Raw genomic sequence first — 15061 nt, 5'->3', positions numbered from 1 at the left:
CTTCGGGTGCCGTGTTGCATTTGCCCTTGAACCGACACAAAAAATTTCATCCCCGGCCCCTTGTAATAAGCCTGGGCGCCCTTATGTAACGGTCACCGCAAGGTTTCTGGTGGTGACACTAGACAGACTTCCGCGTCTCGCCCAGCGAGCCGCGACCGGCACCGCCGGAATTTAACCCGCCGGATTGAACCGGCCGATGAAAAACACAATTAGGAGAGATCGACAATGAGCAAGCTTCGTCCTCTGCACGACCGCGTCGTCATCCGTCGCAGCGAAGAAGAAAAGAAAACCGCTGGCGGCATCGTTCTGCCAGGTTCGGCTGCTGAAAAAGCCAACCACGGTGTGATTGTCGCTGCGGGCCCAGGCAAGACCCTGGATAACGGTGAAGTACGTGCGCTGGCCGTGAAAGTGGGTGACAAGGTTGTTTTCGGCCCTTACTCCGGCAGCAACACTGTGAAAGTCGACGGCGAAGACCTGCTGGTAATGGCTGAGAACGAAATTCTCGCTGTACTGGAAGGCTGATTTCCCCGCTCATTTTCCCGTTACTACAAAGTATTTAAGGAATATCGATCATGGCTGCTAAAGAAGTTAAATTCGGCGACTCCGCCCGCAAGAAAATGCTCACCGGTGTCAACATCCTGGCTGACGCAGTAAAAGCGACCCTGGGCCCGAAAGGCCGTAACGTGATCATCGAGAAGAGCTTCGGCGCTCCGACCATCACCAAGGACGGCGTTTCCGTAGCAAAAGAAATCGAACTGGAAGACCGTTTCGAAAACATGGGCGCGCAGCTGGTCAAAGACGTTGCCTCCCGTGCCAACGATGACGCAGGTGACGGTACTACCACCGCGACCGTACTGGCTCAGTCGATCGTCAATGAAGGCCTGAAGTCCGTTGCGGCCGGCATGAACCCGATGGACCTCAAGCGCGGCATCGACAAGGCGACCATCGCCATCGTCAAAGAGCTGAAGAACCTGTCCAAGCCATGCGCCGACACCAAGGCCATCGCTCAGGTAGGTACCATCTCTGCCAACTCCGACAGCTCCATCGGCGACATCATTGCCGAAGCCATGGAAAAAGTCGGTAAAGAAGGCGTGATCACCGTTGAAGAAGGTTCGGGCCTGGAAAACGAACTGTCGGTTGTAGAAGGCATGCAGTTCGACCGTGGCTACCTGTCCCCGTACTTCGTCAACAAGCCGGACACCATGGTTGCCGAGCTGGACAGCCCGCTGATCCTGCTGGTCGACAAAAAGATCTCCAACATCCGCGAAATGCTGCCAGTGCTGGAAGCCGTTGCCAAAGCCGGTCGCCCACTGCTGATCGTGGCTGAAGACGTTGAAGGCGAAGCCCTGGCGACTCTGGTTGTGAACAACATGCGTGGCATCGTCAAGGTTGCAGCCGTCAAGGCTCCAGGCTTCGGCGACCGTCGCAAGGCCATGCTGCAGGACATCGCCGTTCTGACCGGCGGTACCGTTATCTCCGAAGAGATCGGCCTGAGCCTGGAAAGCGCCACTTTGGAAAACCTGGGTAGCGCCAAGCGCGTAACCCTGTCCAAGGAAAACACCATCATCGTTGACGGTGCTGGCGTTGAAGGCGACATCGAGTCGCGTATCGCTCAGATCCGTGCCCAGGTTGCCGAGACCTCCTCGGACTACGACCGTGAAAAACTGCAAGAGCGCCTGGCCAAGCTGTCTGGCGGTGTTGCAGTGATCAAGGTTGGCGCTGGCTCCGAAGTTGAAATGAAAGAGAAGAAGGCCCGCGTTGAAGACGCCCTGCACGCAACCCGTGCAGCCGTTGAAGAAGGCGTGGTACCTGGCGGTGGCGTTGCGCTGATCCGTGCTCTGGAAGCCCTGACTGGCCTGACCGGCGACAACGCTGATCAGAACGTCGGTATCGCTGTACTGCGTCGTGCTGTTGAAGCACCGCTGCGCCAGATCGCTTCCAACAGCGGCGACGAGCCAAGTGTTGTGGTCAACGAAGTGAAGAACGGCAAAGGTAACTACGGTTACAACGCTGCTACCAGCGAATACGGCGACATGGTCGAAATGGGCATCCTGGATCCAACCAAGGTGACTCGTTCGGCTCTGCAGGCAGCCGCTTCGATCGCTGGTCTGTTGCTGACCACCGAAGTTGCGATTGCCGAAAAGCCTAAGGCTGAAGGCGCTGGCGGCGGTATGCCAGACATGGGCGGCATGGGTGGCATGGGCGGCATGATGTAAGCCAGCCTTACCCGGCGCTATAAAAAGCCCCGCCTGCAGTGATGCAGGCGGGGCTTTTTTATGCACGGCTGTATCCTGGACCTATGGCGAGGGAGCTTGCTCCCGTGACTACGGATATCTACCTGACACCCCGCGATCCAACTGTGGGAGCTGGCTTGCCTGCGATGACGCCCTGCTAGCCGACGCCTATCTACCTGACGCCCCTCGGTCCCAATGTGGGAGCGGGCTTGCTCGCGAAGGCGGCCTGACACCCGAGCGGGATGTGGGATCAGATTGAGTACATATCCGTTATTTAGGTAACGGCTACTTAGGGTTCCGCCCTGACGGCGGCTCACTTTGCAAAAGCGGCAAAGTAAGCAAAACGCTCTTGCCCCACCACTCGGCACCTCGCTTGGGCTCGGTGTGCCCGAACACAGGCTTGAATCCGTGGGCCGCCGCCACGCGCCATCCATGGCGCGGGGCGGCTAACCCGGCGTCCTGCCGGGTTACCCACGAATTCAAGCCTGTGTTCGGCCAGCGTGGTTTAACGGGGCGCCTAAGATCAAGATCACAAGCAGATCAAGAGCGACTCGCTTCGCATCGTGGTTACCGTTGGCTTTCGCAGGCAGCCCTAATGGCTTTTTTGTAGGAGCGAGCTTGCTCGCGAAAAACTCAAAGGCGCCGCGTTCATTCAGCAAGCACGCGTTATCGTTGAAGTTTTTCGCGAGCAAGCTCGCTCCTACAGAAGGCTATGACCGTTGCCGTGCAGGCCGGTACAGCAACAAGCAGTACAGCCCCAGGCAGATCAGCCAGCAAAAAATCGCTGTCCACACATTGTGGGAAAAAAAGTGCGCCCCTTGCAGCATACGGCTGACGGAAAACACGCTGCCCAGGCTGACAGCAAAGATGAACGCGTAGCGCGCCAGCCGTGGCCGTCGATCCCGCAGGGCGAAGAACCAGGCGAACAAGGCAAACCCGGTGGCGGCATGCCCGCCGGGCCAGCAGCGGCCGGGTTTATCGGTAGGCGGGCGCGGGCTGAGCAGTTCGCTGTAGGTTTCCTGGCCGCCGAACTCCTTGAGACTCCAGGGGCATTGCACAGCGGTGATGGTTTTCAATGGCGACACGAACGCCGTCGCCATGCCCAGCGATAGCACCAGGCACACCAGTTCACGGCGGTAAGGCTTGAGCCGCTGCAGAATGAAGCTACCGACCAGGCCGAGAATCGCCAGTACCGAAAACAGGATCACCAGTTGCTTGGCACGGTCATGCAGGATGTCTTCAAGAAAGAAGCTATAGCGGCCAATGAAGCCGCCGGCCTCTGCGCTGTAGAAATGCCTGGCCAGGTCCATGTCCAGTGACGTTAGCTCCAGCAACAGCAAGGCCACTGCAGCGCTGGCAGGCAGGCCCAGGCACAGCCAAAAATTAAGCGGTTTGGAAACCGGTAAAGAGGAGGGGGATTTCATCACGAACCTTGGTAAAAAAGCCCCGTGCTCACCTGCACGGGGCTTTTTGATTAGCGTTTGCTTAAGACGGGAGCCTCTTCCTTGGGCGCTTTCCAGCTCAGCAGTTGCTGTTTGTAGCCATAACTGGCGGCCTGGTAGTAGGTGATCGCCCGCTGGATCAAGGGATCATCGCTACCGACGCGCAGCTCCTGGCTCTCGCCCAGGGCCTGGTCGTGGCGACGCAAGCCTTGGCGCGGGCTGAGGATTGCCAGGTCCTTGCCATCAAACAGACCCAGGTGTTGGTAATTGCCCACCACCACCCGTGGAGGCAGTGGGTTGTCTTGCAGCAGGTTGCGGCCAAAGAATGTCGATTCGTAGCTCAGGTTAAGCAGGCCCAGCAAGGTCGGCGCCAGGTCGATCTGGCTGGCCAGTTGGGCTGATTCCCGTGCGTCGATCAGCTTGGGTGCGTAGATAAACAGCGGGATCTGGTAGTTGGTGATCGGCAGGTCTTCCTTGCCTGCGCTGCCGGCGGTGTGGTCGGCGACGAACACGAAGATCGTGTTATCGAACCACGGCTTCTGGCGCGCCGCCTCAAGGAACTGGCCGATGGCGTAGTCAGTGTATTTGACTGCGCCGTCGCGGCCCTTGCCGGACTTGATGTCGATACGCCCGTCCGGGTAGGTATAAGGGCGATGGTTAGAGGTGGTCATCAGTTGCAGCAAGAACGGCTGTTGCTTGGCGTAATCGGTGTCGGCCAGTTTCAAGGTCTGCTTGAACAGGTCTTCATCGGCCATGCCCCAGGCGTTTTTGAATGAGATTTCTGCTTCGGGCACGCTGCTCTGGTCCACCACTCGATAGCCGTTGCCACTGAAGAACGCGTTCATGTTGTCGAAGTAACCGCGCCCGCCGTAGACAAATACGCTGTCATAACCGATGGCCGAGAGCTGTTGACCCAGGCTGGCGAACCCGCTTTCGCGGCCGATGCGCTTGACGATCGAGCGCCCCGGCGTCGGCGGAATTGCCAGGGTAATAGCCTCCAGGCCACGGTCGGTGCGCGTACCGGTGGCGTAGAAGTTATTGAAGTACAGGCTCTGTTGGCGCAACGCATCCAGGTTGGGCGTGAGGTTGCGCTCATCCCCATTGCTGCCCATGTACTTGGCGCTGAAGCTCTCGATGGTCACCAGTACGATGTTGGGCTTGCGCAGTGTGCCGGGGTTGGTGATGGCACGGCGAATATCCAGCGGGTCCTGGTCGACAAAGCGGGCGTTGGGCTCACTGAGTTCGGCGCGCAACTGCTTGGCGACGACGTCGGTCGGCAGGCTTTTGTAGAACTGGGTGTAGTCCAGTTCGTTGTTACGGAACGCGGCGAAGAACTGATAGGGGCCATTGCTGGCCAGTTCGTTGTTGTACGCGTTGCCGCCTTGGGTGCGCGGGCTGTCCTGGCTGACCAGTTGCAGGCTGAGGCCAGCGACGACCAGCAGAGCGAGGGCGTTGACCAAGCGGCTGCGTAGTGCTGGCAACGGCGCTGCCATCGCGGCATTGAAGGGCTTACGCAGAGCCACACTCAGAATCAGTGCAAGCATCGCCAGCAGGCTCAGCAGCTTGCCGATCGGGTAGGACTCCAGCAGGTTGTTCAGTACCTCATCGGAGTACACCAGGTAATCGACGGCGATAAAGTTGAAGCGCACGCCAAACTCATCCCAGAACAACCATTCGGCCACCGAGGTGAACAGCATGGCGAACAGGCTGACGGTCAGCACCGCTTGCAGGAACCAGCGATGGCCACGGCGGCGCCACAAGGCAGGCGGGCAGAGCAGCAGATACAGGCCGAGCGGCAAGGCTGCATAGGCCAGGAAACCCAAGTCGTAGAGCAAACCCACGCCAAACACCGGCAACAAGTTGCCGCTGACTTCATCCAGGTGGGTGATGAGCAGCACGCTTCGGGTGAGGAGGAAAACTAATAACCAGGCACCGGTTATCAACAGCAAATAGCGCATTGGCGCTGTTTTGAAAAAACCCATGTCCAAGTTCCTTATATCAATGGGACGCGATCTTCGCCCTGACACTGTAGTCAGTTTGTGAAGCTATAGTGAAAAACTCGTTTAGGCGAATAATCAGTTGAAAACCTTTATCGGCGCGCCTTGCAGGCCTAGCCCTGAGCCCCGCTTAGCCTTAAGCTGCGCGAGCCAACACGGCCGTTACCGCGTACGGAGACACTGCCCATGCGAATTCTATTGGTTGAAGACAACCGCGATATCCTCGCCAACCTGGCCGACTACCTGGGGCTCAAAGGCTACACAGTGGACTGTGCGCAGGACGGTTTGTCGGGCCTGCACCTGGCTGCCACCGAGCATTACGACTTGATCGTGCTCGACATCATGCTGCCCGGCATTGATGGCTACACCTTGTGCAAACGCCTGCGCGAAGATGCGCGCCGCGATACGCCAGTGATCATGCTCACCGCTCGCGACCAATTGGACGACCGGCTGCAGGGCTTCAAGTCCGGCGCCGATGATTACCTGCTCAAGCCGTTTGCCTTGTCGGAACTGGCCGCGCGTATCGAAGCGGTGTTGCGCCGTGCCCAGGGCGGCGGGCGTCGTGCCTTGCAAGTGGGCGACCTGAACTACGACCTCGATACGTTGGAGGTCACCCGCGAAGGGCGCCTGCTCAAACTCAACCCGGTGGGCCTGAAACTGCTCGCCGTGCTGATGCAGAAAAGCCCGCATGTTTTGCGCCGTGAAGTGCTCGAAGAAGCCCTGTGGGGCGACGACTGCCCGGACAGCGACAGCCTGCGCAGCCACGTTCATCAACTGCGCCAAGTGATCGACAAACCCTTCGCCAAGCCGTTGCTGCAAACGGTGCACGGTGTGGGTTATCGCCTGGCCGAGGGTCGTGATGGAGTTTAAGCAAAGCCTTGCCCAACGGATCATCATCGCCTTTGCCTTGATGAGCGCGTTGGTGGCAGGCGCCTTCGCCATCGGTATCATCGCGACGGTGCACCTGGTGGAGGAGAAGTTGATCTCGGCGGGCCTGGGCGGTGACCTGCAGCGCCTGTTGTTGATGGACAGCGTCGAAGACTGGAGCCACCGGCCGGAGCCGGACCAGCTGTTTTATTTCAGCGGCGGGCGTGGCGATTTTGAACTGCCCAAGGATCTGCGCCATCTGGACCAGGGTTTTCACGAAGTATTTCGCGAGTCGCTGTCCTACCACGCCATGGTTGAAGTGGTCGATGGTCGGCGTTATGTGTTGCTGCAAGACCAGAGCGATTTCGAAGAGCGTGAGCGCGTGCTGTTTGCGGTGGTGCTGGTGGGCTTCGTGCTCAGCCTGGCGCTTGCGGCGTTCCTCGGCTGGGTGCTGGCCCGCAAGGTGATGGCGCCGGTGGTACGCCTGGCCCGTCAGGTCCGTCATCGTGACCAACTGTTGGGCCTGGCACCGCCCTTGGCACCGGATTACGCCGCCGATGAAGTGGGCGAACTGGCGGTGGCGTTCGACGCCACCCTCGGCCGCTTGCGCCAGGCGTTGTCACGCGAGCAGCTGTTTACCAGCGATGTGAGCCATGAGTTGCGCACGCCGTTGATGGTCTTGGCCAGTTCCTGCGAACTGCTGCGCGAAAACCCAGCCATCGATCAGCGTGGTCGCAACCAGGTCGAGCGCATTGCCCGTGCCTGTGAAGAAATGCGCGAGCTGGTGCAGACCTTCCTGATGCTGGCCCGCGCCAAACACGACGACGCTGCCAGTTCGCCCCAGGGCAACCTCACCCAGGTGGCCGAAGACCTGCTCGGCATCTGGCGCGAGCCCATCGAGAAAAAAGGCCTGGCGTTGATCTACCTGCCGGGCAACCCCCTGGACACCCGCTACAACACCACCTTCTTGCATGCGGTGATGGGCAACCTGCTGCGCAATGCCCTGCATTACACCGAACACGGGTTTATCCGTTTGACGCTGGAGCCCAGTGGCTTCGTGGTGGAGGACTCCGGTGTCGGCATCCCCGAAGAGAAGCGCGAAGCGATGTTCGAGCCGTTCGTGCGCGGTAGCGAGAAACGTGGTGAGGGCCTTGGCCTCGGCCTGTCGCTGGTGCAACGGATCTGCGAAAGCCAGGGCTGGAGCGTAAGCCTGAGCACCATGGAGCCCAATGGCTGCCGCTTTCATGTGGAGCTCAACCCAGTCAAAACCTGACCCTTCAGTCTGTCGTTTTGCTGATGCAGACTGCCTGCTTTTCGGCGAAGATGGCCCGATGCTACTGAATGTTTCTGTAAAGTCTTGAAATGTATGCAGTTGGACAGGACAAGATTTTCACAACGAGTTGACCTGTTGATCACAGTTCGCTGCTTAAGGTCGTAGGCATCAGTTACTGGAGACGTAAGATGCCTTCCCCGATCAAGCTGGAATTTTCTGACAAGTACGACGATCAACACGCGCAGAAATATTTGCTCAAGCATCAGGACAATCTGGCTCGCCGGTTGTCCCACAAACGCGACGAGCAGTTGGCGCGCGGCGCATTGGCCATGGCCGGTGAGCCGGGCCTGGTGTTGGACCTGCCGTGTGGCGCTGGGCGCTTCTGGCCATTGCTGGCCGAAAAACCCAACCGTGTGATTATCGGAGCTGACAATTCGGCGTCGATGTTGAAGATCGCCACCGCTGCCCAACCGGCAGATGTGGTGAAACGGGTACGCCCTTTGCAGACGTCTGCCTTTGATATCGATTTGCCAGATAATTCCGTCGACAGTATTTTCTGCATGCGCTTGATGCACCACATTGGTGAGCCGGAGCACAGGCTGACAATACTGCGCGAGTTTCAACGTGTTACCCGCGACAGCGTGATTATTTCGCTGTGGGTAGACGGTAATTTCAAGGCCTGGAAGCGCAAGCGCAGCGAAGTGCGTCGTCGTAAAAAAGGTGAGCAGGAAGGTTACCAAAACCGGTTTGTGTTACCGGCTGCTACTGTCGAGGCAGAATTCGAGCAGGCCGGTTTCCGTGTTCAGGAATCCCTGGACTTCATACCGCTCTACGCCATGTGGCGAGTGTATGTATTGCGCAAGAGGTAACAGGATGGCAGTTGAGTGCGTAGTAGGCAGTCATGTAGCTCCCGAAGAACGATTTGATTTTTTCTGGCGTCAGCAAGGTGAATGGGTGGAAGAACCCAACCGTCGCCGGGGTGGTGAAAGTGGCGTGCAGCGGGTGATCAGCCCTAACGGTCGCTTGCTCTATTGCAAGCGCCAGACCGGCCACATTTACCGCAGTTGGCTGCACCCCTTTGGGCGTCCGACCGTGCTGCGTGAACGTGATGCCCTCAAAGGCCTGCGTTTGCTGGATGTGCGTGTGCCGGAACTGGTGTTTTGCGAAGCGCGTCGCGATCCCGAGCACCAATGGAAAGCCCTGTTGGTGACCGCGTCCCTGGACGGTTTCGACGAGATCGAAAACTGGTACGCCGCCGGTGGCCGCCAGCAGTATGGCGAGGCGGTTCATGAGCGCCTGCTGCAAGAGTTGGCAGGCACCTTGGCCCGTATGCACAAAGGCCGCTGGCAACACGGTTGCCTGTATATCAAGCACATTTTCGTGCGGGTGACCGGTGAGCCTGATGCGGCGACAGTGGAAGTGGCCCTGCTGGACTTTGAAAAATGCCGCCAGCGCCTGACCGCTTATCGGGCCGCGTCCCACGACATGCTGCAATTGCGCCGCCATTCGTCGTGGAATGATACTGACTGGAAAAAACTCAGCTACTTTTACGAGACGGCGTTTGGCAGCGCTATCAAGGGTTTAACCAGATGAAGCTAGAAATAGCACGAGGTTTGTTTCTGGTCGGGGCATTGGGTGTTGCAGCCCTGGCCCTGGCGGTATGGGAGCAACCTCGTACACAAGTGTTGAGTGCGGTAGACGGTGGCGGGCAATGCCTGCTGCCACGCATTGCCAAGACGAGTGTGGCGGCCAAGCCGGACCATGAATTGCTGTTATTCATGTTCGGCATGTCTCAAGCGATGAGGCCGCAAAGTTGAAACGATTGACCTCGAAAAGGGCCTTGCGATGCAAGGCCCTTTTTTGTGCCTGACACCTCAACTGTTGTAGGAGCGAGCTTGCTCGCGAAAAACCTGCAGACGACACGTTCATCCAGGATGGGCGCGTTATCCCTGGCGATCTTCGCGAGCAAGCTCGCTCCTACAGAAGGGTAATTTCAGACCAGGTGCAGGTGGTTATCCCAGAACCCCGCCGGTAACTCCAGGGGTGTTGCCAGTAACTTTTCCTGGCGGCAGTCATAGAAGCGGCAACGCCCCTGGCCGGATGTCACCACAAACCCATCCGCCACAGCGCCCACCCCCGCACAGTCCGGCAAGGGCCCATCCAGGCGCAGTTCGGCGGTGTCCATGTCCCAGATAAAAAAGCGGTTGCCCCGCGGTGCCGTCAACGCCACCAGGCGCAGTTCGCTGTGCACCGCCACGCTGGCGGTGTAGTGCCCCATCGCCTGCAACTGCTCATCGGCCACCGGGAACGCCTTGAACGGCTGCCCCGGGCGCTTGATCGCCAGCAACTCGGAACGCTCCTGGGACGGGCCCATGAACTGCTGCCCGGTGAGGATGGTGCCATCGCTGGCAATACCCATGTGCCGCACGCTGTTCATCTGCTGGCCCAGGGTTTCCTTGCTGATCAGGCTGCCATCGCGGCGCATCAGCACCAGGCTCGGCTCCATGGCGTTGAGGTTCATCTCCACCCGGCTTTCGGCTTCGGTGCGAATGCCACCGTTGGCCACGATCAGCGTCTCGCCGTCGGGCATCCACGAGACTTGATGCGGGCCGATGCCGTGAGTGGATATCTCGCCGCTGTGCACCAGCCGCTCACCTTCGAACTTATACACACCCAACAGGCCGCGGCCAGGGTCGGAGGTGTCGTTCTCGGTGGCGTACAGCCAGTCACCGCTCTTGTGGATCACCGCATGGCCATAGAAATGGCGGTTGGCGTTCGAGGTGATGGTTTGCAGCAGCCTGCCATCGCGCAGGTCGATCAGGTAGCTCTCGGTGCCCGGGCGACGGGCGACGAACAGCGCAATCGGCAATGTCGGATGGTTGATGATGTCATGGCAGCGCTGGCCGACCTGGGTGGCAAATACCGGCTTGCCGTCCAGGCGATAGCCGACAGCGTAGTGCTTGCCGTCGGCATCATCACGCGCCGACAGCAGCAGCTGGCCTTTGTCTTTGTGCTTGAACAGCGTCCAGCCACCCAAGGTGATAGCGCTGAGCAGCACGCTGCCCACCGCCAAAGCCTGTCGCCTGAGCATCATCAGTCACCGTCGTTGGCGTTAAAGCCCAGTTGTACGCCCAGCGCCTTGGCCAGTTCGCCTTCATGCAGGCGGTGGACTACGTTGAGGCTGTCGTAGATGTCGTTGAGTTGCTGGCGCCCGGCGTCGTCGTTCAACAGTTCGTTGAGGGTGCGCTGGTTGCTGGCGAACAGTTTCAGGGACGCTGCGTAGGCGGCGTCGATTTTCTCGGCCAGTGGCTTCTGGTCCGCCGGCAGCAGGCCACGCAGGCCTTTGTTATCGACGCCTACCCATACGGTTTGAGCGGCGGCAAGGCTGGCTTCCAGGCTTTGCAGGGACGACTGGCTGCGCCAGGCATCGGCCTGGAACGGTTGCGGGATGCCTTTGGTCTGGCGGCCCATTGGGGTGCCGAGCTTTTTCTTCAGGGTGTCCAGGGCGGTCACTTGCACGCGCAGCAGGTCGGCGATGGCTTCGTGGGAATCAGCGTAGCGCTGGTTCGGAAACTTGGTCATCTGCGCGAGCATGCCGTCGGTGCTGTTCCAACTCGCCAGGATCTCTTCGGCCAGGACTTTCTGGCGTTCACCGATCGCCATCAGCAACGGGCAATAGCGCGCTTTCTGGGCGTCGTCGGCGACGTCAGGCTTGGCGTCGTAGAGGATGTATTCGTAGGCCGACAGGCCTTGCACCACCACGCTGGATTTCGCCAGGGCCGCGGCGTCGATCTGCGGCTGGGCGCTGACCAGTTGCTCGACCTGGCGGCCGACCAGGTTCTTCTTGTCTGGCCAGAACTGCACCTGCCACGCCCGGTTGCCTTCGGCCAGCGGGCCAATCAGCAGCGGTTGCAGCTCGGCCCAGGCTTTTTGTGCGTGCAGGAAGTCAGCGCGGGCGGTGTCCAGGCTTTCTTTGCCTTGGCAGTAGGCCAGGGCGCTGACGGCCAACTGACGGTCGGCCTCAACCCAGCGGCTATAGGTTGGCAGGATCACTTGCTTGGCGATGGCTGCCGAGGTCACTGCTTGCGGGTCTTGGGGCGAGCAAGCGCCCAAGGCCAGGGCGGCGAGGCTGGTGAACAACAACTTGGGACGAAACATGTCGAGCTCCCTTCTGTAAGTGGGGCAAAGCTTATAAAGAATTCAGGAACGCCAGCAACGCGGCACGTTGCTCGGCATTGAACGACAACACATGTTGCTGCGCCGCTTGGGCTTCACCGCCATGCCACAGCACGGCTTCAAGCAGGTTGCGGGCGCGGCCGTCATGCAGGAACTGGGTGTGGCCACTCACGGTTTGCGTCAGGCCGATGCCCCACAGCGGCGGGGTGCGCCAGTCGCGGCCGGTGGCTTTGAATTCGCTACGGTTGTCGGCCAGGCCTTCGCCCATATCGTGCAGCAGCAGGTCGCTGTAAGGGCGAATCACCTGGTTGGCCAGTTCAGGTTCGGCGGCGTTGGCGGCCGTGGTGAACGTAGGTTTGTGACAGCCCTGGCAACCGGCCTGGTAGAACAGGTTCTTGCCGGCCAGCACTTGTGGCGTATCAACGTCCCGACGGGCGGGCACCGCGAGGTTGCGGGTGTAGAACAGCACCAGGCGCAGGATGTTATCGCTGACTTCCGGCTCACCCTCGGGGCCATTACCGTTGGGCGCCTGCTTGCAGGCCACTTGGGCGTCGGTGCAGTCATCGAAGGGTCTCAGGGACGTGGTGAGGCCCATATCACCAGAAAATGCGTGAACGTTTTGTTGATTGAGGTTGGGCTGCCCGGCTTTCCAGCCAAAACGCCCGAGGACAGTTTTGTTCTGGGCGTCATCCCAGACCCAATTGGCGCGGCCCACGATGGCCTCTTTGTCGGCGGTCTCGGGGTTAGTGTTGCGCAGGATATCGGCATCGCTGATCGCTTCGAGCAGGCCCAGGCCGATCATCGGCGGGGCGATACGCGCCGAGAAGCGTGTGTCGGGGTGCATCGGGCCGTAACCGAGTTGGGTGATCTGCAGGTCGGGCTTGCGTAATTCAACGATCGTGCCGTCGTTGAACCTGACGTTGACCGGTGTGTAGTCGACCCGCACCTTGCCTTCCGGCGCGACGCCGGGCACGGCCATGTCCTGGAGTTGCCCGCCGTAGACCGGCTCGGGCACCACGCCGATCTGTTCGATGAGCTTAGCGTAAGGCTGAGCATCCGGGATGGACAGGCGCACCAGCATCGACACGGCATTGGGCGCGTCGGGCAGTGGCGGGTGGCCACGGCCATCCTTGATATGGCAGTTCTGGCAGGCGTTGGTATTGAACAGTGGGCCCAGGCCATCGCGCGCCGTGGTGGTGGACGGCGCAATCACCCACGGGTTGCGAAAGAAGCTGTTGCCGACGCTGAAATCCAGGCGCCGCGTGGGCGCCAGGTTGGCCGAGGGCAGGGAGAAGGCATTCTGGTCGCGCTTGTTGACCGTCGCCGCGCCACCAGCCCGCGATTCACCCGGCTCTGCTTTGGTGAAGCGAGGGGCGTCATCGCAAGCAGTCAGGCTTAAAGCCATCAACGCTGCTGGCAGGTATAAAAGCGCACGGAACATCGAGATTCCTGGACGAGGGCAGAAAATTAAGGCGCAAAGTCTAACAGGGCAGGGCAGATTGAATAAGAGCAATTATCGTTTGGTGGCATCCCGATTCTTTCCCGTTAGAATGACCGCACATTTTTTTATGGAGGTGGCCAATGCAGGCTCTCGACGCTTTGCTCAACCGTGTTTCCGTGCCCCGTTTGCTCGACCCGGCACCGACCCAGGAGCAGCGCGACCTGCTGTTCGCCGCCGGCATGCGCGCGCCCGATCACGGCCAACTGCGGCCGTGGCGTTTCCTTACCGTGGAAGGTGCAGCGCGTGAGCAGATGGGCACGCTGTTGGCCGAAGCCGCCCGCCTGCAGGACGCCGACGCACCGCAAGCCGCCATCGATAAAGCCCAGAACGGCCCGCTGCGTGCGCCGCTGGTGGTGGTGGTGATTGCACGCTTGCAAGAGCACTTCAAAGTGCCCAAGTCCGAGCAATTGCTGGCCGCCGCCTGTGCGGCCCACGGCATTCTGCTGGCGGCGTATGCCCAGGGTATTGGTGCGGTGTGGCGTACCGGCGAATTGTCCTACTCGGCCCATGTCGCCAAAGGCCTGGGGCTGGCGGCGAATGAAGAAGTGATTGGTTTTCTCTACCTGGGCACGCCGCAGAACCCGCCGCGTACGGCGCCGAAGGAAGACCTGACGCCGTTCGTCCAGGCCTGGCCCGGCCGGTAATTCACCACCATTCTGCTCTATCTCTGTAGGAGCGAGCTTGCTCGCGAAGAACTCAAAGGCGCCGCGTTTATTCAGGAAGCACGCGTTATCGTTGACGTTTTTCGCGAGCAGGCTCGCTCCTACAGGAATCAATGTTTTCAGAACCGAGTCAGACCCTGAACTGATCCATCAACTTCATCTGCTGGCTGGCCAACGCATTGAGCTGGCTGCTGATCGCCGCTGACTCGGTAGCCTGGCCGGTGAGGGTTTCAGTCACGGTGCGAATCGCCGAGACGTTGCGGTTGACCTCTTCGGCCACCGCGCTCTGCTGTTCGGCCGCGCTGGCGATTTGCAGGTTCATGTCGCTGATCACGGTGACCGCGTCGCTGATCTTGCCCAGGGCTTGCACGGCTTGATGGATCTGCCCGGCATTGCTCTGCGCCTGATGCTGGCTGGAGTGCATGGTCGCCACTACGCCCCGGGTGCCGCTCTGGATACGCTCGATCACCAGGCGGATTTCTTCCACCGAGTCCTGGGTGCGCTTGGCCAGGTTACGTACTTCGTCGGCCACCACCGCAAAACCACGCCCGCTTTCCCCAGCGCGTGCCGCCTCAATCGCCGCATTCAACGCCAGCAGGTTGGTCTGTTCGGCAATGCTGCGGATCACCTCCAGCACTGAACCGATTTGCTCGCTGTTGACCGCCAGGGCTTCGACCTCGCCCACGGCTTTGCTGACTTCGTCGGCCAGCGTGGTGATATCGCGGGTGCTCTGCTCGATGATCGACATGCCTTCGCGTGCCGACTGGTCGGCGCCGCGTGCCGCGCTGGCGGCATTGGAGGCGCTATTGGCCACGTCGTGGGCGGTGGCGCTCATTTCGTTCGACGCGGTGGCGACCTGGTCGATTTCACGGAACTGCACCTGCATGCCTTCGCTGGTCTGGCGCGCAA

The 15061-nt window shown here is 60.1% G+C and carries 14 protein-coding genes; 8 read left to right on the top strand and 6 right to left on the bottom strand.

What is annotated here, in order from left to right; translation table 11 throughout:
- Nucleotides 1-225: 225 nt before the first annotated feature.
- Together groES and groL are read left to right on the top strand one after the other, a co-directional pair.
- Entirely contained in the window at nucleotides 226-522 is a 297-nt protein-coding gene (groES, locus tag DK871_RS18675) for a co-chaperone GroES (protein ID WP_161906235.1), read from the top strand.
- A gap of 50 nt (nucleotides 523-572) precedes the next feature.
- Nucleotides 573-2216: a chaperonin GroEL gene (groL, locus tag DK871_RS18670; RefSeq protein WP_161906234.1), complete on the top strand. Its 1644-nt coding sequence runs from the start codon at nucleotides 573-575 to the stop codon at nucleotides 2214-2216.
- Nucleotides 2217-2944: 728 nt separating this feature from the next.
- Here groL and DK871_RS18665 read toward each other — a convergent pair.
- Together DK871_RS18665 and DK871_RS18660 are read right to left on the bottom strand one after the other, a co-directional pair.
- Nucleotides 2945-3658 (bottom strand): phosphatase PAP2 family protein, encoded by a 714-nt coding sequence (locus DK871_RS18665; RefSeq protein WP_034134540.1) that lies wholly within the window; start codon nucleotides 3656-3658, stop codon nucleotides 2945-2947.
- A gap of 50 nt (nucleotides 3659-3708) precedes the next feature.
- A complete protein-coding gene (locus tag DK871_RS18660; RefSeq protein WP_161906233.1) occupies nucleotides 3709-5658 on the bottom strand; it encodes an LTA synthase family protein in 1950 nt (649 codons plus the stop codon).
- A 201-nt stretch (nucleotides 5659-5859) separates the two neighbouring features.
- On the opposite strand from DK871_RS18660, the gene colR reads away from it, so the two are divergent.
- The 5 genes from colR (at nucleotide 5860) to DK871_RS18635 (ending at nucleotide 9630) form a co-directional block, all read left to right on the top strand.
- Nucleotides 5860-6543: a two-component system response regulator ColR gene (colR, locus tag DK871_RS18655; protein WP_003193936.1), complete on the top strand. Its 684-nt coding sequence runs from the start codon at nucleotides 5860-5862 to the stop codon at nucleotides 6541-6543.
- Nucleotides 6533-7813 carry a HAMP domain-containing sensor histidine kinase gene (locus tag DK871_RS18650; protein ID WP_161906232.1) on the top strand — a complete coding sequence of 427 codons (1281 nt, stop codon included), beginning with the start codon at nucleotides 6533-6535 and terminating at the stop codon, nucleotides 7811-7813. The genes colR and DK871_RS18650 overlap by 11 nt, the downstream gene beginning before the upstream one ends.
- Nucleotides 7814-8001: 188 nt before the next feature.
- Nucleotides 8002-8682 (top strand): class I SAM-dependent methyltransferase, encoded by a 681-nt coding sequence (locus DK871_RS18645; RefSeq protein WP_098950474.1) that lies wholly within the window; start codon nucleotides 8002-8004, stop codon nucleotides 8680-8682.
- 4 nt (nucleotides 8683-8686) lie between these two features.
- Entirely contained in the window at nucleotides 8687-9406 is a 720-nt protein-coding gene (locus tag DK871_RS18640; RefSeq protein WP_003193933.1) for a lipopolysaccharide kinase InaA family protein, read from the top strand.
- Nucleotides 9403-9630, top strand: coding sequence for a hypothetical protein (locus DK871_RS18635; RefSeq protein ID WP_003193932.1), 228 nt, complete (start codon nucleotides 9403-9405; stop codon nucleotides 9628-9630). Before DK871_RS18640 ends, DK871_RS18635 begins: the two co-directional genes overlap by 4 nt.
- Nucleotides 9631-9806: 176 nt before the next feature.
- On the opposite strand, the gene DK871_RS18630 is transcribed toward DK871_RS18635, so the two are convergent.
- Genes DK871_RS18630 through DK871_RS18620 form a run of 3 tightly spaced genes read right to left on the bottom strand, consistent with a single transcriptional unit; the run spans nucleotide 9807 to nucleotide 13430 of the window.
- Entirely contained in the window at nucleotides 9807-10904 is a 1098-nt protein-coding gene (locus DK871_RS18630) for a DUF1513 domain-containing protein (RefSeq protein WP_161906245.1), read from the bottom strand.
- A 2-nt stretch (nucleotides 10905-10906) separates the two neighbouring features.
- Entirely contained in the window at nucleotides 10907-11971 is a 1065-nt protein-coding gene (locus DK871_RS18625; RefSeq protein ID WP_003193930.1) for an imelysin family protein, read from the bottom strand.
- Between the two features lie 31 nt (nucleotides 11972-12002).
- On the bottom strand, nucleotides 12003-13430 hold the full coding sequence (locus DK871_RS18620) for a di-heme oxidoredictase family protein (RefSeq protein WP_161906231.1): 1428 nt from the start codon (nucleotides 13428-13430) through the stop codon (nucleotides 12003-12005).
- A gap of 140 nt (nucleotides 13431-13570) precedes the next feature.
- Between DK871_RS18620 and DK871_RS18615 the strand changes: the two genes are divergently transcribed.
- Entirely contained in the window at nucleotides 13571-14134 is a 564-nt protein-coding gene (locus DK871_RS18615) for an NAD(P)H nitroreductase (RefSeq protein WP_161906230.1), read from the top strand.
- A gap of 148 nt (nucleotides 14135-14282) precedes the next feature.
- Here the strand turns inward: DK871_RS18615 and DK871_RS29745 are convergent, their stop codons facing one another.
- A complete protein-coding gene (locus DK871_RS29745) occupies nucleotides 14283-15038 on the bottom strand; it encodes a methyl-accepting chemotaxis protein (RefSeq protein WP_370706227.1) in 756 nt (251 codons plus the stop codon).
- Nucleotides 15039-15061: the final 23 nt, after the last annotated feature.

The organism is Pseudomonas sp. L13 (genome assembly GCF_009935965.1).
Lineage (GTDB): Bacteria > Pseudomonadota > Gammaproteobacteria > Pseudomonadales > Pseudomonadaceae > Aquipseudomonas > Aquipseudomonas lactis.
This window is presented reverse-complemented; position numbering and strand designations above follow the sequence as displayed.

What these genes read in the sequence shown, in the direction of transcription:
- groES (WP_161906235.1), top strand. Translation starts at nt 226, where the DNA reads ATGAGCAAGCTTCGTCCTCTGCACGACCGCGTCGTCATCCGTCGCAGC.
- groL (WP_161906234.1), top strand. Translation starts at nt 573, where the DNA reads ATGGCTGCTAAAGAAGTTAAATTCGGCGACTCCGCCCGCAAGAAAATG.
- DK871_RS18665 (WP_034134540.1), bottom strand. Translation starts at nt 3,658, where the DNA reads ATGAAATCCCCCTCCTCTTTACCGGTTTCCAAACCGCTTAATTTTTGG.
- DK871_RS18660 (WP_161906233.1), bottom strand. Translation starts at nt 5,658, where the DNA reads ATGGGTTTTTTCAAAACAGCGCCAATGCGCTATTTGCTGTTGATAACC.
- colR (WP_003193936.1), top strand. Translation starts at nt 5,860, where the DNA reads ATGCGAATTCTATTGGTTGAAGACAACCGCGATATCCTCGCCAACCTG.
- DK871_RS18650 (WP_161906232.1), top strand. Translation starts at nt 6,533, where the DNA reads ATGGAGTTTAAGCAAAGCCTTGCCCAACGGATCATCATCGCCTTTGCC.
- DK871_RS18645 (WP_098950474.1), top strand. Translation starts at nt 8,002, where the DNA reads ATGCCTTCCCCGATCAAGCTGGAATTTTCTGACAAGTACGACGATCAA.
- DK871_RS18640 (WP_003193933.1), top strand. Translation starts at nt 8,687, where the DNA reads ATGGCAGTTGAGTGCGTAGTAGGCAGTCATGTAGCTCCCGAAGAACGA.
- DK871_RS18635 (WP_003193932.1), top strand. Translation starts at nt 9,403, where the DNA reads ATGAAGCTAGAAATAGCACGAGGTTTGTTTCTGGTCGGGGCATTGGGT.
- DK871_RS18630 (WP_161906245.1), bottom strand. Translation starts at nt 10,904, where the DNA reads ATGCTCAGGCGACAGGCTTTGGCGGTGGGCAGCGTGCTGCTCAGCGCT.
- DK871_RS18625 (WP_003193930.1), bottom strand. Translation starts at nt 11,971, where the DNA reads ATGTTTCGTCCCAAGTTGTTGTTCACCAGCCTCGCCGCCCTGGCCTTG.
- DK871_RS18620 (WP_161906231.1), bottom strand. Translation starts at nt 13,430, where the DNA reads ATGTTCCGTGCGCTTTTATACCTGCCAGCAGCGTTGATGGCTTTAAGC.
- DK871_RS18615 (WP_161906230.1), top strand. Translation starts at nt 13,571, where the DNA reads ATGCAGGCTCTCGACGCTTTGCTCAACCGTGTTTCCGTGCCCCGTTTG.
- DK871_RS29745 (WP_370706227.1), bottom strand. Translation starts at nt 15,038, where the DNA reads ATGCAGGTGCAGTTCCGTGAAATCGACCAGGTCGCCACCGCGTCGAAC.